Here is a 17,561-nt window from a genome sequence, read left to right as displayed (position 1 = left end):
GGCTAGGGATATGATAACTTCAGGATCATCTTCATTAAGCATTTCATTAATTATAGAAATGGCTACATGATTATTTTGACAAGATAAAATGGCTTTAGTCACATCTGTTATTATGTCTGCATAGGCAGTATTCCTTTTTACCATGATAATAGGGTAGTTTATCTTATTTGCATAATTTGCAACCTCTTGAGATATAGTATTAAAATATCTATTAATAATACAAATACCACTTGAATTAAATCTATTATAAAGTTTAATAGTATCTAATAATAATTCTGGTGTATCCTTTATAGCATATAAACTAGAAAGGTGGCTTGGTTTTCAATTATTATGGTGGGCTACTTTTAAAGTATCATAAACAAAGACTTTTTTCTATAGATCAATCTGCACTGAATATGCTTAATATGTTTTTAAGTACAAATGAGAAAAAATTTACGAAAGATGAGGAAATTTTTCTTCATCAATTGTTAGATTTTGAAATTTTAACAACAGAATCTCAAAAAAACTCTCCCATATGTACTATAGAACCCACAATAGATTTCGCTTGGATTGAAGTAACTAAGACATGTAATCTTCGCTGTATACACTGCTATAATGAAGCAGAATACCAAGAAGACTTTTCAAATAAACATATGGATTTTCAAGATTTTTGTAGAATTATAGATATGTTACAGGCTATGGGAGTACCTCGTATTCAGTTAATAGGTGGAGAACCTTACATACTCGGTAGTTTACTATCAAAGATGCTAAGTTATGTTAAAGAAAAATTTCAATTTGTTGAGATATTTACCAATGGCACATTGATTAAAAAGTCTGATATTGATAGCCTACTTGTTAATAGCATCAATCAAATTGCTTTATCAATCTACTCTAATATATCTTCAGAACATGACAAGGCCCTTAGCACTATAAAAGCTTTAGAAGAAGCGAATATTCCATATAGAATTGCAAATGTTCGTATGAAAGGGATAATGGTGGAAGAAACGAATGAAGACCTAATTCAACCTAAATCTAGATATGACTTTGTAAGATTGTCAGGTAGGGGTAATTTAAAGCTTTATGATTCTGACTTGCTTAAGAAAAAACTAATAACAAAAAAACATTTTAAAAAAAAGATTTCACGTAGATATATAGAAAAAAATATGAATATGCACAATTGCTTTTCTAATAAAATATATATTGATATAAATTTAAATGTTTATCCTTGTGTTATGGAAAGAAGAATTAGCCATGGAAACATTAGGTCAAGGAATCTTGAAGATATTCTCAAGGATTGGATTCTAACGTACACTAAGGATCGTGTAGATGGATGCCGCCATTGTGAATATAGGTATGCTTGCCATGATTGTCGTCCAGATTCTTTAAATGGTGATATTAATGCAAAACCATGGTATTGCACATACAATCCCTATGAGGGAGAATGGTGTGATATAGAAGAATTTATAAAAATGTTGGAGGTGTAAAATATGATTGAATTATTAACAGAAGAAGAATGTTCGATGGAGACTTCTTGTTGGCCAGATGATACAGAAAGTTGTTTTCCCGACGACTGTGGTCCCGTTAATGGATGTGGTCCCTATTGTAGCCCCTAATTAAAAGGAAAATCAACTACTTATGTTATTATGTTTAAGTAAATATTTATTACTTACTAAAATAATAAGTAGTTGATTTTCTTAATTCTACAAAAGAAGAAACAAAACTCATAACCATATGATATTCCTTATAATCGAGATAATCCAACATTTGCAATACCTGCAACAAAAACTGCTAACATTTATCATACGGTTCACCGTGTCAGTTCCAGTGGCAAAGCTTATTTGATAATAAATATAATTTCATAGAGCTAAATCAGTAGATTTATTATAGAAATAATCTACTGATTAGAAATTATTATTAAATTAACTTAAATTCTTTCAATACCATGCAAATCAAAATAAACATTCCTTGCCTTAAAGGGAGAAAGATTAATATATTGTAATTTCACTTTCTCAAAATCACTTATTCTTTTAGAATGAAAATAAGGTTTTTCAAACCTTAACTTATATCCACTAAATCTTGCCTTACTTATGATATGGTTCACCCTCTATTATCGATTTGCATAGTAATATAACTTTATTAATTGATTATAAGAATGTCATTTTAATATTGCAGAAGCTGTACTCCCCCTGCTTTCTTTTCTAGCCACCTTAACCATAACATCACTATAAAGACCCATAATTTGGAGCACAAATGCCTGTCCCCAATGCATCAATTAAACCCATGAAAAAAACTGTAATAGCCCATCTTCAACAAATTGTTTACATTCCTTTGCCACATCAATATGTAGATATCTGGTGTGAGCTGGAGGATTTCTATATTTATTTCTATATTCACATTTAACCAAACTGCATATTTTACCTTCATCAATAGCAGCTATTCCTTCTGGGTCTGTGACCAGTTTTGCTATATTATCATATACTAATTTACGTAAATTATAATCTGATTTGTTCTTTTTCAAACTTTTAGATTTAATCATACCAAATAGCCATTCAACTGCCTCAAGGGTCAATCCCTGTAATCTTCCCTTTTCAATGCTTTCAAAATTATGTATTAAACTGGACCATTTCTTTTCTATATCTTCCCTCTCTTTTCCTTCATATTGAGTAAGAATATCTTGATAAAGGTTTTTAATATTGGTAGCTCCAATTAAATTTATTGCTGGTATGATAAGTTTTTGATTGATTTCCACCTCAATTATCCTAAAATAGGCTAGGGAAATCATCCCAGCATCCTTCCAACCATAATCCTCGGATATTGCCTTTTCATATTGCCATACCGCAGATTCATAGGCCATTTTTCCTTCTTTAGAAAGATTGTCTTCCATTTGAGTGCTTATTTCATATTGATCCAGTCTACGACTATCTAGTCTCCCAGCTGATTTAAGTAACTCATATAATTTTGATTGATTTTCACTATCTCCAAGAATTCTACTCTCCACATAGGCAGCTTCTATTAACTCCCATGCTCTTTCATCCCTGTATAATAATAATCTTTCCCCATTAAAAGCTACATGGTTAATAAATTGTTCCTTCATATCCAAACGTAGTTGGGATATAAAAGCTAGATAATAATCTTCAAATTCAGGTTTATAATTTTCCATTAGTAAAGTTAAGATGTGGTTACATAGTTCGGTTTTTGTCATTCCCTCTTTTGTTAGATGTTCTCCTAATTCAGGTAAAACATTTAAAGCTGTAGTAATTTGGATTAGTCGATAGCCCAGTTCATCGGGGATTTCATCTTTTTCTCCATACTCACCTAAGTATAAATCAATCTCTTCTAATAATTCCATCCTCTCCAATGCTAATTTACAAGAATTTCTAATCAATTCTTGTTTTGATATTATATGTTCCGAAGTATCTCCTATTGGCTCATCGGGTTTATAATACTCCAGTTTTCCTTCTAGTTCTGTAAGAACTCGTTTTATATCTTTAGAATTCACCATCAATATTTGCATCAGATAAAGATAATAGTATATATTTATTTTTATTTTACTTTCTTTAAATAGATAATTCATGAAATTATCGAATTCTCCCTTTAAAGCATAGGATTTTAAAATCATAGAAACAGCATTATTATAATCTATATTGTCTGGAGATACCTTTCTTGCAAACCGAATGGCATCATCGTATTCATTATTATTATAATGGGCAAGGGCTTCAAAATAATGGGATTCACCTGGGTCTAAATTACTTAACCTGCCTAGAAGTTTAAATGCTGCACTTTTTTCCCTATAGAATATTGCTTTCATAAAACGATCTTTTAATTGGGACCAATTCAGGTTTTCTAAACCCTCATCTAAATATTCATCTTTTCTATCCCTTAATCCATCTACTAAAGCTCTTATAAACCTCTCTCCCATACAGCCAACGAAGCTATAAAGTAATGAATATTTAGCAAACTTTTTTTTGTACATAGCTTTTTTATGATATTCTCTAAATAAAAGTATTATATGAACATCTGGTGGAAAATTGCCAGCTGGCTGGCTTCTATCAAAGAATTTTTCAAAATTATATACTGCCACATCAGTATTTGTCCGTACTAAATTCATACAATAAATATAAAAACCATAACTATCTACTTCTTTAGATTTAGTACACTCATTAAGTTTCTCTTCTATTTCATTAAATATTGCAGCTCCCTTTTGAGTCTTTCTTAGCATAATGTATAGCTTGTCCAATCTAGCTGAAACCACCGGATCTTCAAATAATATATCGGTAAAATCGTTGTTTTTAAGAACCTTATTTAAATTCTTTTTAGGCTTTTTTACTTTTTTATTCTTCTTTTTCTTTTTAGACATGGTCTCGCTCCTCCCCTATTTTGATGCAAAAATATCCGTCCCCAGTGCATTACGTCCCCAGTGCATTAGTAGGTTATTTTTCTAGAAATATCCCATAGAATATTGGATTTTTCTTCATTATCCTTTACATTCTTGATTTGATTAATTGATTCCTTCCAATTTTCAAAGTATTTTTCCATAGCCTTTGGAAGATTGCTTTCCATAAATTGATTATAGTTATTCAAAAATTCTCTCGAGGAAGAGTTAAACTCTTTATTATATTTACCTGTTTCCTTACCAAGTAAAGAAGCTTTTTCAGCCATTATTCCTAATCCAATACCTCTCAAGGTTAATTCTTCTGAGGTATTATTGCAGATTCTAATAGCATCATCATAGTATTTTATTGCCGCACTGATGTTTCCACTTCTACCCATGTAGGTTCCCATTTTCCAAAGGATAATCTCATAGGGATGGCTGTTCTTAGGTTTAAGGATTATATCACTATTACTAAGTCTTAATTTATTCCATGCAGCAAACATTGTATCTGAAATATTATCCTCTCCACCAATTTTAGCCTCTGCCATAATCCTTACATAATGCATTAAAGAATATAATCTTACTATCAATGGTTTTTCAATTATAATATTTAATAGTTTTATTGTAGAATCTTCATCTGTATAATCTACTTCCATAGATTTACATAGATAATTAACAGCAGATGAATAATTTTTTCCTTCGCATTCAATCATAGACCTATATTGATATTGCCTCATAATGTCTGAACTGCTCATAAATTCACTTATAGCTTTGTCGGAATCCTCGCGAGCCCTATTCAACTGGCTAGGATCAGATCTTATCATAAAAGTCCTAGATTGGAGTTTGGTTCCCAGAACTTTCCCCATTAAATCTGATTTTATCTCTGTGCAAATTTTTCCTATTCCTTGGGCTAGGGGGAATAAGCCTAGGGTTTCATCAATAGTTGTTTCCATTTCATTCATATTATTTAAAGCAGAATGAAAGTCAAAAATATTGTTTTCATGTACTGCTTGTCTTATTTTAAACATAAAATAATAGTCTATGCTTTCCCACCTATTGGCAAGGTTTTTTATTCCTTCTTGGCATAGACTTATTTGTTTTTCTGCCAATCCTACCTTTCCTTCGTGGGTATAGACAGTCAATAAATATAGATAAATATCTAATGAAAATATACCTATATTTATTTTTCTTTCTCTCATAAGGGGAATTAACTCTTCCTGAATACTCCATAGTATTTCCCTGCTTTTTTTAAGATTGTTATCTATTTTTATAAGGGATTCTATCCTAATATTTATATTTAATAATTGGGTTCTAATAGCCCCATCATCCATCATACTAAGTCTGTCTAGTATTATTTTTAAAAACTCCTCTTTATTTAAATTTTCTTCTGAGGCGTATATTTCAAATATTGCCTCTCCTATGGCTCCTTCTCCTAATAAACGTTTTATATATGAAACTGTGGATTTTTCAAATACGGTGAAGCAATACTTGTCTTTATACAAGCTATTTAATACTTCCCTATGGGAATCATTAAATTTTCTAGAATTCCTAGTTAGATAGGAATTACATACCACATCAGCCAGCATCAGTCTTTGATCCTTTCTGGCGGAACCCATTTTAATGGACCAGGACCAATTTCTATTGTTGGATAATGTTCTCCTAGCTAATCCCATGATTATTTTCTCTTCCAGTCTTAGAATATATTCTTCTTCCTTTATTATCTCTCCCGGGTTTAAATCTTGTCTCTCCATATTTAATCTAACAGCTATAAGTATATCCAAATGGACATGCCCATATTGAGCTGCTAATAATTGAAGAAGTTGAATAATACCCTCAGACAATATATTTAAATAGGTAATACTCCCATCTACAATCTGGAGCCTTTCTTGGTTTTCAAAAATTATTAATTCCCCATTATTATTTTTTATGTCATTCAGCACCTGAGTAGCAAAATCTCCAAATAATTCCTTCTGTATTTCATTACTATGTACATAATCCTTGTTAAGAATATTTTTTATTTCTCTTTCTGACAACTGTCCCTCTTCCACTAGAACTCCTCCTACTAAGGAGGGGTTCTTAGTAAAATCCTTCTCCCTTTTAAAATCTCCACTTTCATCTAACCATAGTTGAAATTTCTTCATTTTATATTATCGCCTCCATTATTAGTACACTACATTATTTTGTATAATTCCCTAAATACTTCTGATCCTTCTCGCTTCCCTACTTCTTTTATTAAAGCCCTTACTTTCCTTAATATTCTAGCTTTTTTGCACATATCCTTAATTTCCAAATAAATGGGGATTGTTTCTTCATTTACTCCAAATTCACAGGCCATATTTAATAATCCCTCTCCAAATACTTGAAGAGCCCCTGATGAAAGGAATATGGTTAAATAGAAATAATGGGTTTTCATTTCTTCCCTCTCATTTTCTACTAGGTAATCTATAAATTTCATTAATTTTATTGCATCTGCTTCGCTACTTGTATCATAATGGATAGCAATATTTACTACGATGGCTCTATGATTTACATCTACACTATCGTATATTCTGAAGTATAATTCCTTAGCCTTATCGAACATTTCCAATTGTATATAAGTATGTAGTAAAAAGAAGATTCCAGGTTGATTTATCTTGAGTTTTAAATCCAAATACTCTCCTCTATAATATCTTTCCAACAGTTTCAATAACTTACGATAATTAACATTATCCTCTTTATGGCACATGTCTAATAATAATTCCGTCTCTTCTTCTAAATCATCTAAAAATTCTTCATCTAAATGATATCCTTCGCTATATCTTTTGGGAATAATAACCTTTTCCATTTTCCAATCCTCCTTCTACTATGAACTTTCCTTTCTTGGATCCTCTATTAATTTCAAAAATTGGTTGTAGACAATATCGTATACTTCAGAATAATCCTTGCCTTCTATTCTTAACAATGCAATCTTATATTCGGGTTTATTATCTGGTACTACACTATAAATATCTTCCAATGTTTTGGATAAATTTGTGTAATCCTTTAGCTTTATTAAAACAGCTATTTTTACATATAGAAGTAAAAACTCTCCAGGCCTACGTTTATATTTCCTATAGCCCTTATTTATGTATTTGAGAGCCTCTTTAAATCTATGGGTTGTCATATATAAATCTATTAAATTTAAATATACTTCCAAACTATCTTTACGTTTTAATGCATACAATAGATCCTTCTCTGCTGCTTCATATTTCTTTAAATTAAGATATGCAAATCCTCTGCAAAAATAATTGTCACTGGATTTAGGATTCAGTTCAATCAACTTCTCTGCATATTCCAATTCCTTCTCAAAATTATTTTTGTACATATATATCTGGTGAAAACAAGCTACTATTATATAAAAAAGATCCTCATATTCCTCCTCCATATATTTCAAGTTTAGGCTATTTAATATTTGTAATGCTCTGTTGTAATATCCTAACTCAACATAGGAATTAGCTACATAAGTATAAACTTCTGGCAAAACATCTCGGGTCATTAATTTATCTTCATCTATTCCCAACTTTTTAAATATATTTTCATATAGCCCAATTACCTTGGAAAATTCCCTTTCATTGTAATATTTAATTAATTTGTTAACTGCATCTAAAAAATTCATCTTTTGAAACTTTTTTGTTTTTGACATTTTACCATCTCCAAGTTTTTTAAAAGTTTATAATTATCCTCATATAATCTCTCATCTATTAATCCCGTTTTCTTTATATTCTTTATTAGTTCTTCTTTTACATAGATGGCGTCTTTCCAAGCATTTTCATATTCTGAGTTATTATAGTATACTAAAGATCTGTTGTTGATTACTTTTAGCCTTACTATATGGTCTAATACCAATCCTAAGTTTGTCCTATTTTCATTAATATTAAGTAATTCTTCTATTAGGGTCAAGGCCTTTTTAGTATCTCCCTTTAAATTAAAATACATGGCAATTTCCATCTTTGTATATATTAACCGTTCTTTAAGCTGATGTATTACACTTTTAAGCCTATCATCTCCACTATTAATAGAAATGAAGTTTTCAATTTCTTCCTGTAGTTTACTATAATATTCACCACATTTTTTAAGATAGGTAAATTTCTTATTATTTATTTCGTCATATTTTTGTGCACATAAATGTCTATAGGAGGAGGCTATATAGTTTAATAATTGGGCATAATATCTGAAGGTTTCAGGATATATATGGCTGTTTTTATTATAAAAGTTAATTCCTTCTTTAGCTACCATGATGCACATTTCATAATCCTTATTTCTTCTTTCAATTTTTGCTTCTGTTAAATAATCTATTAATTTGCATTCAACCCCTCTTTGGGATTTTGCCAAATCCTTATACTTACTAAACAAATAATTCTGTTTTTCACTCAACCTATTATTTATTTCCAATTCTAAATCATCTTCAATAATCATGGCCTCTACCCTCTTTATATAACTACAAGCCTCTATGCACATGGAAGATTCATCATAATCATCAAAATCATAGTTTAATATAATATTTTTCATTATATTACTAGATTCTTTAGCCGAATAGTAGTATTCGGTCCTTTCATGATCCATAATATATTTTAATTTTGACGCTAATAGAGCAAGCCGTCTAATATGATAATTTCTATCCTCTTCTAATAGCTTCTCTACAATATCTAATAATTGTATTATCTGATATTCCTCATATTTATGTTCAACTATATAGTTTTGAAGCTTTTCATTTATCCATTTTTCAATTCTCTTAAATCCCGAGGATTCCTGTATTTCCTTATTTTTGTTTGAACCAAACTTATTGACGATATATAATAAAATTGTTATAAGATTGATCTTTTCATAATTCATTTCTTCAAAATCAAAGTCTTTAATATCTTCCTTCAAATGGGTACAAAGTTCATTTAGTATATTTGGGAATCTGTTAATTATGGTTTCTTTATACTCAGCCCTTTGAAGGGATAATAGATTGTTTTTATAGGAATTCTATTTTTGCCATAAGCCTCTTAACTCAGCTAAATAATACAGTATTTTAAAATTTATCGAATCATACCCCATTAAAGTGCTTAATTCCTTAACTGTTAAGGGTTCTGGTGCTATTGCTAATATAATTAACAGTTTGCCAAGTTCCTTAAAATACATCTGCGTATAATATTTCTTAAGTATATTTAGATATATATTAACTATATCTCCATTATTACTAAGTTTATCTAGGGATATTTCACCATATATTCGTTTTATTAAATCTAAATTTAAAAACCTATTATCAGCAATGGCTATAATTTTATTTATTTCATTATCCTTCTGGATCTTAAAGGTACTTTTAACAAAATTATATAATATAGACTGATAATCTTCAGTATTGGTGGTAACTCTTATAGTTTTTGTAGTCTTTATATCTTTTATTTTGTTTTCTATAAATTTCGTAGTGAATCCAGCTGGCCTAGTAGTCAATAATATATATACACCATCATCTAACATATCTTTATCTGGAATCATATCAAAAATAGTGATTCCTGAACTTACTGGAATCTCATCTAATCCATCGATTATAAATAATAATTTCCTACCATAATACTGGCTAAATCTCTTAAGTAAATTGGCTATATTCTGTTTTACATTTTTATCGTTGGGATTTATATTATCTAAATCACTTGCCATAACCGTACTATTATCCTTTTCTTTCCTTAAAGCATCTAAAAATCCCAATGCAAAATAATTTGGAGTATGGGCATAGGTATTATTTATATAAAAAGCCCTTACTTCTATATCCTCCTGTAAATTTCTTTTGTTGGAACTAAAGGGGTCCATAGATCTAACAAATGTGGTCTTACCCATTCCCCCTTCCATTTCCAATATAAATATTCCCTTAGAACTCTTATTTAAAGATTCTATTAGCTCGTCCTTTAAAAATGTCAGGTCATATATCTTAGAACTATTTTCAATTTCCTCCAAAGTTTCAATATACCTAGAAGAAAACATATTACTCTCTGCAGAATAATCCATATTGGAGATGCCAGCATAGGTCTTGGCAGCCAAGTATAGATCTTTCATTTTAGACATGAGTTTTTTCCTCTTATCTGCAGTTATATAATCTAACATACCTGTCTTTTCAGTATTAGAATAATATGCATCAAAAAAATAAATCCCATCTTCCATTGTATGTATAAAGGGATAAAGGTTTACTTTTCTATTATTGTTAATCCAATACACTTTTCCATCAATTATTTTAAGTTGAATATTTCTGTAATTATCTATGTTTTTTTCATAATGATCTTTAATATATATAAGTAAATTCCTAATATCATCTTTATATGTAATTTCCAATTCCTGTATACTAAAAGCGCCATGGCCTATATTATTATTTCTCCAACTGGTGATTTTTCTCTTTTCATATACTTTGATTATGTCTTTTAATATAATAGATATTTCATCTTCTGGGCCTGTTTTATTACAATACTCTTTAGCGATTTGTTCCCAAGAACCTAAAGAAATAGGTCTTTCTGTTAATTTTTTAATTGTATCAAAGGGTATATTGTCCATTTCCATGTCCTTAGATAGTAATAATAAAAAGGGTAATTTTAATGTTATTTCAAATAGATCTCTAAGCATTAACCAAGCAGCAGGAATTTGACCTTCCTCTATATTGGATTTTATGGAAAGGTATTTTTCTCTTATTATAATAGGATATTCAGTTAATGCATTTTGGCACCAATAATCTTCTTTTAATAATTCCCTATACCATTCATATTTTTTCTCTGAATATCCACAAATAGGACATAAAAAATATTTTGTTTTTTCCTCTAATTGTATATTGCATTCTAAACAAATTCTCTGATGATTCATTAAAAGTTCCCCTCCTTTTTCATGCTATCACCATCCTAATTAACATTCGTTTCCTTTCTATTATATAATAATAGTGGAGTTTTTCCAATGAAAAGAAGGGCTAAAATTCAAACAAGCTCATTATAAAACATAAACCAGCACAACTACCAAAATCTTAGTAACTGTGCTGGTTTATTATTGTTTAATCGTCTTTCATATATCCCAATCTTTCAAATACAATTTTATATCCATCTACCCCATAGTTTAATGATCTATTTATTCTACTAATGGTAGCAGTACTTGCCCCTGTTTCTTTTTCAATTTCACTATAGGTATTATTAAGGGTCAATAATCTAGCTACCTCTAATCTTTGGGCAATTGATTGAATCTCTTTTATTGTACAGATATCTTCAAAAAATCTATAGCATTCATCTATAGTCTCAAGTTTCAATATGGCTTTAAATAGATTATCAACTTGCTCGCTTTTAATTTTAGAATTATATCTAGCCAATATTCCACCTCCATAAAATATTTTTTATATCAGTCCAAAAAAGTCTGGAGAAAATATCCCCCAGACTTTTTTAAGTTAGAATAATCCTACTATTTCTCCACTTTCCAGTATATCTATATTATTGGCAGCTGGCACTTTTGGTAATCCTGGCATAGTCATTATTTCGCCAGTTAATGCAACAAGGAAACCTGCGCCATTAGATACTCTTATATCTCTTACAGTTATTTTAAATCCTTCTGGTCTTGCTAATAATGTTGGGTCATCAGATAATGAATATTGGGTTTTTGCCATACAGATTGGCATCTTATCTAATCCAAGTTCTTCAATTTGTTTTATTTTCTTTTCACAGGATTTTGTAAATTCAACACCATCAGCTCCATAAACTTCCTTAGCTATGGTATTAATTTTATCCCTTATAGATTCATTAGAATCATATATTGGTTTAAAGTTTGAAGGTTTGCTTTCTACTATTTCTACTACTGTCTTAGCTAATTCGATTCCACCGTCTCCACCTTTGCCCCAAACTTCTGTAAGTACAGCTACTGAGCCTAGTTCTTCAGCTCTCTTCTTCACATATTCTAATTCAGCTTCTGTATCTGTAGGGAATCTGTTAATCGCCACTACTGCAGGCACACCAAATTTATTAACATTTTCTATGTGTTTTTCTAAGTTTTCAAACCCTTTTGCTAAAGCATCTAAATTTTCATTTCCTAGTTCATCCTTTTTAACCCCTCCATGATGTTTCAATGCTCTAACTGTAGCAACGATTACGGCCGCATCTGGTTTCAAATCGCCAAATCTAGCTTTTATATCAAAGAATTTCTCCGCACCTAAGTCGGCACCGAATCCAGCCTCTGTAACTGTGTAATCAGCAAGTTTTAGAGCTAGCTTTGTGGCTAACATCGAGTTACATCCATGGGCAATATTTGCAAAAGGTCCACCATGAATAAGTGCTGGAGTATTTTCTAATGTCTGAACAAGGTTAGGATTGATAGCATCTTTCATAAGTAAAGCTACTGCCCCCTGTGCCTTTAAATCTTTAGCAAATACAGGGCTTCCATCATATTTATATGCTACTAATATATTTCCAATTCTCTCTTTGAAATCCTCTAAATCCTTCGATAAACAGAAAATTGCCATTATCTCTGAAGCAACTGTTATATCAAATCCATCTTCTCTAGGTACGCCGTTTGGTCTACCGCCTAATCCTACAACGATATTTCTTAATGCTCTATCGTTCATATCAAGAACTCTTTTCCATACTATCCTTCTTGGGTCGATATTCAATGCATTCCCTTGATGAATATGGTTATCTAACAGAGCAGAAATTAGGTTATGAGCTGTAGTAATTGCATGGAAATCACCAGTAAAGTGTAGATTTATATCTTCCATAGGTACAACTTGAGCATATCCTCCACCAGCTGCTCCCCCTTTAATACCAAAACTAGGTCCTAAAGAAGGCTCTCTTAATGCAGTTACTGCTTTTTTACCTATTTTATTCAATGCCATACTTAAACCTATATTTACTGTAGTTTTACCTTCCCCAGCTGGAGTTGGATTGATGGCAGTAACAAGAACTAGTTTCCCATCCTCTTTATCCTTTAATCTTTCCAATACATCTAAATTTACTTTTGCTTTATATTTACCATAATGTACTAGATCGTCTTCTTTTAATCCTATCTTTTCTGCCACCTCCGTAATTGGGAGCATTTTTGCTTCTTGAGCGATTTGAACATCCGTTTTCACAAATATACCTCCTTATATTTTAATTTAATCCTTGACCAAATATTAAACTTAACTTTCCAAATATGAATAGTATGTACCCTAGTTTTTATTATATTCAAATATAAATATTGTTTTAACTTGTGATATTATATTGTTCAATTTTCATAAAATTTTAGATTGTTTTATACAACTATATAGTATTATATCAAATTTTTGGGACTTTTTGAAATACTTTTCTAATAAATAAATAAAAATGCTCTTTTCCAGTTTATTATTTTTAATTCTTAACTGGAAAAGAGCTAATCTTTTTATTATATTAAATGACAAGCTACATAATGACCTGGTTTTTTTTCTTCAAATTTAGGTTTAGCTTCTTTACAAATACCTTTTCTATGACGACATCTACCATAGAATACACATCCTGGACCTGGATCAATTGGACTCGGAACATCTCCTTCTAAAACTATACGTTCCCTTTTTAGACCAACCTTTGGAATTGGGATAGCAGATAGTAGAGCTTGTGTATATGGATGAAGTGGATCTGTAAATATGCTCTTATAGTCAGTTAATTCTACTATATTTCCCAAGTACATTACTGCAATTCTATCACTTATATGTTTAACAACACTTAAGTTATGAGCAACAAATATATAGGTAAGGCCTAGTTCTTCTTGTAATTCATCTAATAGGTTCAATATTTGTGATTGAATACTAACATCTAAAGCTGAAACCGGTTCATCTAATACAATAAACTCTGGATTTAAAGCTAAAGCTCTAGCGATTCCAACTCTTTGTCTTCTTCCACCATCTAGTTCATGAGGGAATGAATTAATCAATCTTTTCTCTAGACCTACAAGTTTCATAGTACGTTTAACCTGTTCACCAATTTGATTCTTAGGGACTACATCTTTGTTAACGTATAAAGGGTCAGCAATTAAATCATATACACTTAGTCTTGGATTTAATGAGGAATAAGGGTCTTGGAAAACTATTTGCATCTTTTTTCTCATTTCCTTCATTTGACTCTTGCTATATTTTACAATATCTTCTCCATTATAAATAACTTCCCCAGCTGTTGGCTCATGGAGTCTAAGAATTGCCCTACCTGTTGTAGACTTACCACAGCCTGATTCCCCTACTAATCCTAAAGTTTCACCTTTCAAAACTTGAAAACTCACATCATCTACAGCGTGCAATGTCCCTTGTTTTGCCTTAAAATATTTCTTCAAATGTTTTACTTCCATTAATACATTTTCCATTTTATTTGCCCTCCTTCATTTCTTTATCGTATAAAAAGCAGGAAACAAAATGGCCTTTTTCTACCTCTATTGATTTCGGAAGGCTTTTTTTACATATTTCCATACAACGAGAGCACCTTGGATGAAATTTACATCCTGTTGGTAAATTAGATGGGTCTGGTGGTGTTCCAGGTATTACATCTAATTTATCCTTATCTTCATCTAAACTTGGTATTGAATTAAACAACCCAACTGTATATGGATGAAGAGGATTATTGTATATTCTTTCTACATCTCCATATTCTAAAGAACTTCCAGCATACATTATAGAAACATAATCGCAAGTTTCAGCTACTACTCCTAAGTCGTGAGTTATTAATAGTATTGAAGTATTAAACTTGATTTTTAATTCTTTCATTAATTCTAAAACCTGAGCTTGAATAGTTACATCTAATGCTGTAGTAGGTTCATCGGCTATTATTAGTTTTGGATTACAGGCTAATGCCATTGCAATTACAACCCTTTGTTTCATACCACCGCTAAATTGGTGTGGATAATCATCAAATCTTTCTTTTCTAATTCCTACTGTATCCAACATCTCTTCTGCTCTTTTTCTTAATTCCTCTTTCGGTAAATCTTCATGAAGTTTAATAACTTCTTCAATCTGTTCTCCAACGGTCATAATTGGATTCAATGAGGTCATAGGATCCTGGAATATCATAGATATCTTATTTCCCCTAATTTCTCTCATATCTTTTTCTTCTTTATCTAATAGATTTTCTCCTTCAAAATAAATCTCACCGCTTACAATCTTTCCCGGTGGATTAGGAACCAATCTCATAACTCCAAGAGCTGTTGTAGTTTTTCCTGCACCTGTTTCACCAACAAATCCCAAAGTTTCTCCTTCCCTAATCTTTAGATTCAAATCATTTACCGCTTTATTAATTCGATCATCAGTAACATACTCTATGCTTAAATTTTTGATTTCTAGTAAGTTTTCCATCTATACAACACCTCCCTATTGTTTTAATTTTGGGTCTAAAGCATCTCTTAGTCCATCACCTAAAACGTTTAATGCAAATATTGTAATGACTATTGCTAAGCCAGGGAACATAGTCATATGTGGAAAATCACGAATATATGCACGTCCACCTGAAAGCATAGCTCCCCATTCAGGTGTTGGAGGTTCTAATCCTAAACCTATAAAACTTAAACCAGCAGCATTTATTATTGCGTAAGCAACTCCCAAAGTAGCTTGTACTATAATAGGAGCTAAGCAATTAGGTATAATATGCTTCATAATAATTCTAAAATCTGATGAACCATTTGCTCTTGCTGCCTCTACATATTCACTATCTTTAATAGATAAAACAGAAGATCTTACTATCTTTGCATAACCTGGGATAGCTGCGATTCCAACTGCTATCATCAGATTAGACAATCCTGGTCCTAATACAGCCATTATAGCTATAGCCAATAGAATATCAGGAAGGGATTGTATTATATCAATTAATCTCATCAAAATAGTATCAACTTTCCCTCCATAAAAACCTGCTATTGCTCCAAGTCCAACACCTGCAATTAAAGCAATACCTACTGATATAAAGCCAACTTGTAATGAAATTCTTGAACCATAAACAATACGGCTGAATATATCCCGCCCAAATTCATCAGTTCCAAAAAAATGTTCATTACTAGGTGAAGCAAATTGATTCTCTAAGTCATTTGTGCTGAAATCATATGGAGCGATAAAATCTGCAAAAATAGCAGTTATTACTAGTAATACAATAATAGCCAATCCAAACATTGCTAGTTTGTTTTTCTTCATACGGCCAAATACTTCTTTAAATTTTCTTAGTCCATTACCTTTTTTTTCAATTGTTTCAGATTCTGTATTCTTAATTGCTCTATCCTGCATATAGATAACACTCCTTTATGAAAATTGAGACTTTATTCTAGGATCAACAAAAGAATATAATAAGTCTACTATAAGATTAACTATGGCAAAAGAAATCGCAACAAATAGTATACAACCTAATACCATTGGTGTATCTCTCATCATGATGGAATCAACCATCAATCTGCCTACTCCGGGAATAGAGAATATTACTTCCGTCATTACTGCTCCACCCAATAGCTGTCCAAACTGAGTTCCAATAGTTGTTAGTATTGGAATTAAAGCGTTTCCTAATGCGTGCCTTATAATTACAACTTTTTCTTTTTGTCCTTTTGCACGAACTGTCCTTATATAGTCCTGTCTGATAACTTCAAGCATACTGGATCTAGTCATCCTGGTAATAACTGATACAGATTGAGCGGCAAGAGCAATCGATGGTAATATCATCTGTTCAACCGAATCAAAACCAGAAGATGGCAACCAGCCTAAGTTAACAGAGAATAATAAAATTAATAATAGTCCTAACCAGAATACAGGCATACAAATACCTAAAAGTGCAAAAATCATAGTTATATTGTCAAATAAAGAATACTGCTTAACCGCTGAAATAATTCCAATAGGTATACCTAAGATTACGGCTATTACAATTGCAAGAACAGCCAATTTAAAAGTATGTCCCGCTCTAGATGCTATTTCGTCTACAACAGGAGTTCTAGAAATATATGAATTCCCTAAATCTCCATGTAATACTAAATCTTTCAAAAACCTTCCATATCGAACTAAAAACGGATCGTTAAGTCCCATCTCTTCCCTAAGTTGTGCTACTTCTTCTGGAGATGCATTGGTACCTAAAATGTTTCTAGCAGGATCTCCAGGACTAAGTTCTAGCAACCCAAAGACTATGAAACTAACGCCAATGATAACAGGGATTAATAGTAGTATTCTTTTAACTATATACTTTGCCATTAGCTAGTGCTCCTTTCTTTCTATGGAATTTATGAACAAATTGAGAGG

Annotated in this window: 14 protein-coding genes and 1 pseudogene; 2 read left to right on the top strand and 13 right to left on the bottom strand. The window is 31.2% G+C overall.

Translation table 11 applies throughout. The features are described 5' to 3' along the window. A pseudogene (locus tag C3E89_RS13555) lies at positions 1-297 on the bottom strand (PucR family transcriptional regulator ligand-binding domain-containing protein); the annotation flags it as partial. Between the two features lie 17 nt (positions 298-314). Between C3E89_RS13555 and C3E89_RS10940 the strand changes: the two are divergent. Continuing rightward, positions 315-1,463, top strand: coding sequence for a radical SAM protein (locus C3E89_RS10940; RefSeq protein WP_236912973.1), 1,149 nt, complete (start codon positions 315-317; stop codon positions 1,461-1,463). Between the two features lie 3 nt (positions 1,464-1,466). Next, complete coding sequence (locus C3E89_RS13355) at positions 1,467-1,592, top strand: hypothetical protein (protein WP_272876615.1); 126 nt, start codon at positions 1,467-1,469, stop codon at positions 1,590-1,592. Between the two features lie 659 nt (positions 1,593-2,251). Here C3E89_RS13355 and C3E89_RS10935 read toward each other — a convergent pair. The 12 genes from C3E89_RS10935 to C3E89_RS10880 form a co-directional block, all read right to left on the bottom strand. Continuing rightward, positions 2,252-4,336: a hypothetical protein gene (locus C3E89_RS10935; RefSeq protein ID WP_236912971.1), complete on the bottom strand. Its 2,085-nt coding sequence runs from the start codon at positions 4,334-4,336 to the stop codon at positions 2,252-2,254. A gap of 65 nt (positions 4,337-4,401) precedes the next feature. Next, entirely contained in the window at positions 4,402-6,492 is a 2,091-nt protein-coding gene (locus C3E89_RS10930; RefSeq protein ID WP_236912969.1) for a hypothetical protein, read from the bottom strand. A gap of 29 nt (positions 6,493-6,521) precedes the next feature. Beyond that, complete coding sequence (locus C3E89_RS10925; protein ID WP_236912967.1) at positions 6,522-7,175, bottom strand: hypothetical protein; 654 nt, start codon at positions 7,173-7,175, stop codon at positions 6,522-6,524. Between the two features lie 18 nt (positions 7,176-7,193). Beyond that, a complete protein-coding gene (locus C3E89_RS10920; protein ID WP_236912965.1) occupies positions 7,194-8,012 on the bottom strand; it encodes a tetratricopeptide repeat protein in 819 nt (272 codons plus the stop codon). Continuing rightward, entirely contained in the window at positions 7,982-9,238 is a 1,257-nt protein-coding gene (locus tag C3E89_RS10915) for a hypothetical protein (protein ID WP_236912963.1), read from the bottom strand. The genes C3E89_RS10920 and C3E89_RS10915 overlap by 31 nt, the downstream gene beginning before the upstream one ends. A 99-nt stretch (positions 9,239-9,337) precedes the next feature. Next, positions 9,338-11,197, bottom strand: coding sequence for a hypothetical protein (locus tag C3E89_RS10910; protein ID WP_236912960.1), 1,860 nt, complete (start codon positions 11,195-11,197; stop codon positions 9,338-9,340). A 181-nt stretch (positions 11,198-11,378) separates the two neighbouring features. After that, the gene (locus C3E89_RS10905) at positions 11,379-11,687 is read right to left on the bottom strand and encodes a YerC/YecD family TrpR-related protein (protein ID WP_236912958.1); all 309 of its coding nucleotides are present in this window, start codon (positions 11,685-11,687) and stop codon (positions 11,379-11,381) included. Between the two features lie 75 nt (positions 11,688-11,762). Continuing rightward, positions 11,763-13,433, bottom strand: coding sequence for a formate--tetrahydrofolate ligase (locus C3E89_RS10900; protein ID WP_236912957.1), 1,671 nt, complete (start codon positions 13,431-13,433; stop codon positions 11,763-11,765). Positions 13,434-13,723: 290 nt separating this feature from the next. Then, positions 13,724-14,671: an ABC transporter ATP-binding protein gene (locus tag C3E89_RS10895; RefSeq protein WP_236912955.1), complete on the bottom strand. Its 948-nt coding sequence runs from the start codon at positions 14,669-14,671 to the stop codon at positions 13,724-13,726. 1 nt (position 14,672) lies between these two features. Then, the gene (locus C3E89_RS10890; protein ID WP_236912953.1) at positions 14,673-15,653 is read right to left on the bottom strand and encodes an ABC transporter ATP-binding protein; all 981 of its coding nucleotides are present in this window, start codon (positions 15,651-15,653) and stop codon (positions 14,673-14,675) included. 15 nt (positions 15,654-15,668) lie between these two features. Then, on the bottom strand, positions 15,669-16,568 hold the full coding sequence (gene nikC, locus C3E89_RS10885) for a nickel transporter permease (RefSeq protein ID WP_272876614.1): 900 nt from the start codon (positions 16,566-16,568) through the stop codon (positions 15,669-15,671). Between the two features lie 15 nt (positions 16,569-16,583). After that, entirely contained in the window at positions 16,584-17,513 is a 930-nt protein-coding gene (locus C3E89_RS10880) for an ABC transporter permease (RefSeq protein WP_236912951.1), read from the bottom strand. Between the last annotated feature and the right edge of the window lie 48 nt (positions 17,514-17,561).

It is taken from the genome of Clostridium sp. Cult1, from assembly GCF_021655095.1.
Taxonomy (GTDB): Bacteria; Bacillota; Clostridia; order Tissierellales; family Tepidimicrobiaceae; genus Schnuerera.
The sequence above is the reverse complement of the archived record's forward strand: the minus strand, read 5'-3'. Positions and strand labels throughout refer to the sequence as shown.

Excerpts from the sequence above, each read along its gene's own strand:
- C3E89_RS13355 (WP_272876615.1), top strand. The coding sequence starts at position 1,467 with ATGATTGAATTATTAACAGAAGAAGAATGTTCGATGGAGACTTCTTGT.
- C3E89_RS10935 (WP_236912971.1), bottom strand. The coding sequence starts at position 4,336 with ATGTCTAAAAAGAAAAAGAAGAATAAAAAAGTAAAAAAGCCTAAAAAG.
- C3E89_RS10930 (WP_236912969.1), bottom strand. The coding sequence starts at position 6,492 with ATGAAGAAATTTCAACTATGGTTAGATGAAAGTGGAGATTTTAAAAGG.
- C3E89_RS10925 (WP_236912967.1), bottom strand. The coding sequence starts at position 7,175 with ATGGAAAAGGTTATTATTCCCAAAAGATATAGCGAAGGATATCATTTA.
- C3E89_RS10920 (WP_236912965.1), bottom strand. The coding sequence starts at position 8,012 with ATGTCAAAAACAAAAAAGTTTCAAAAGATGAATTTTTTAGATGCAGTT.
- C3E89_RS10910 (WP_236912960.1), bottom strand. The coding sequence starts at position 11,197 with ATGAATCATCAGAGAATTTGTTTAGAATGCAATATACAATTAGAGGAA.
- C3E89_RS10895 (WP_236912955.1), bottom strand. The coding sequence starts at position 14,671 with ATGGAAAATGTATTAATGGAAGTAAAACATTTGAAGAAATATTTTAAG.
- C3E89_RS10890 (WP_236912953.1), bottom strand. The coding sequence starts at position 15,653 with ATGGAAAACTTACTAGAAATCAAAAATTTAAGCATAGAGTATGTTACT.
- nikC (WP_272876614.1), bottom strand. The coding sequence starts at position 16,568 with ATGCAGGATAGAGCAATTAAGAATACAGAATCTGAAACAATTGAAAAA.
- C3E89_RS10880 (WP_236912951.1), bottom strand. The coding sequence starts at position 17,513 with ATGGCAAAGTATATAGTTAAAAGAATACTACTATTAATCCCTGTTATC.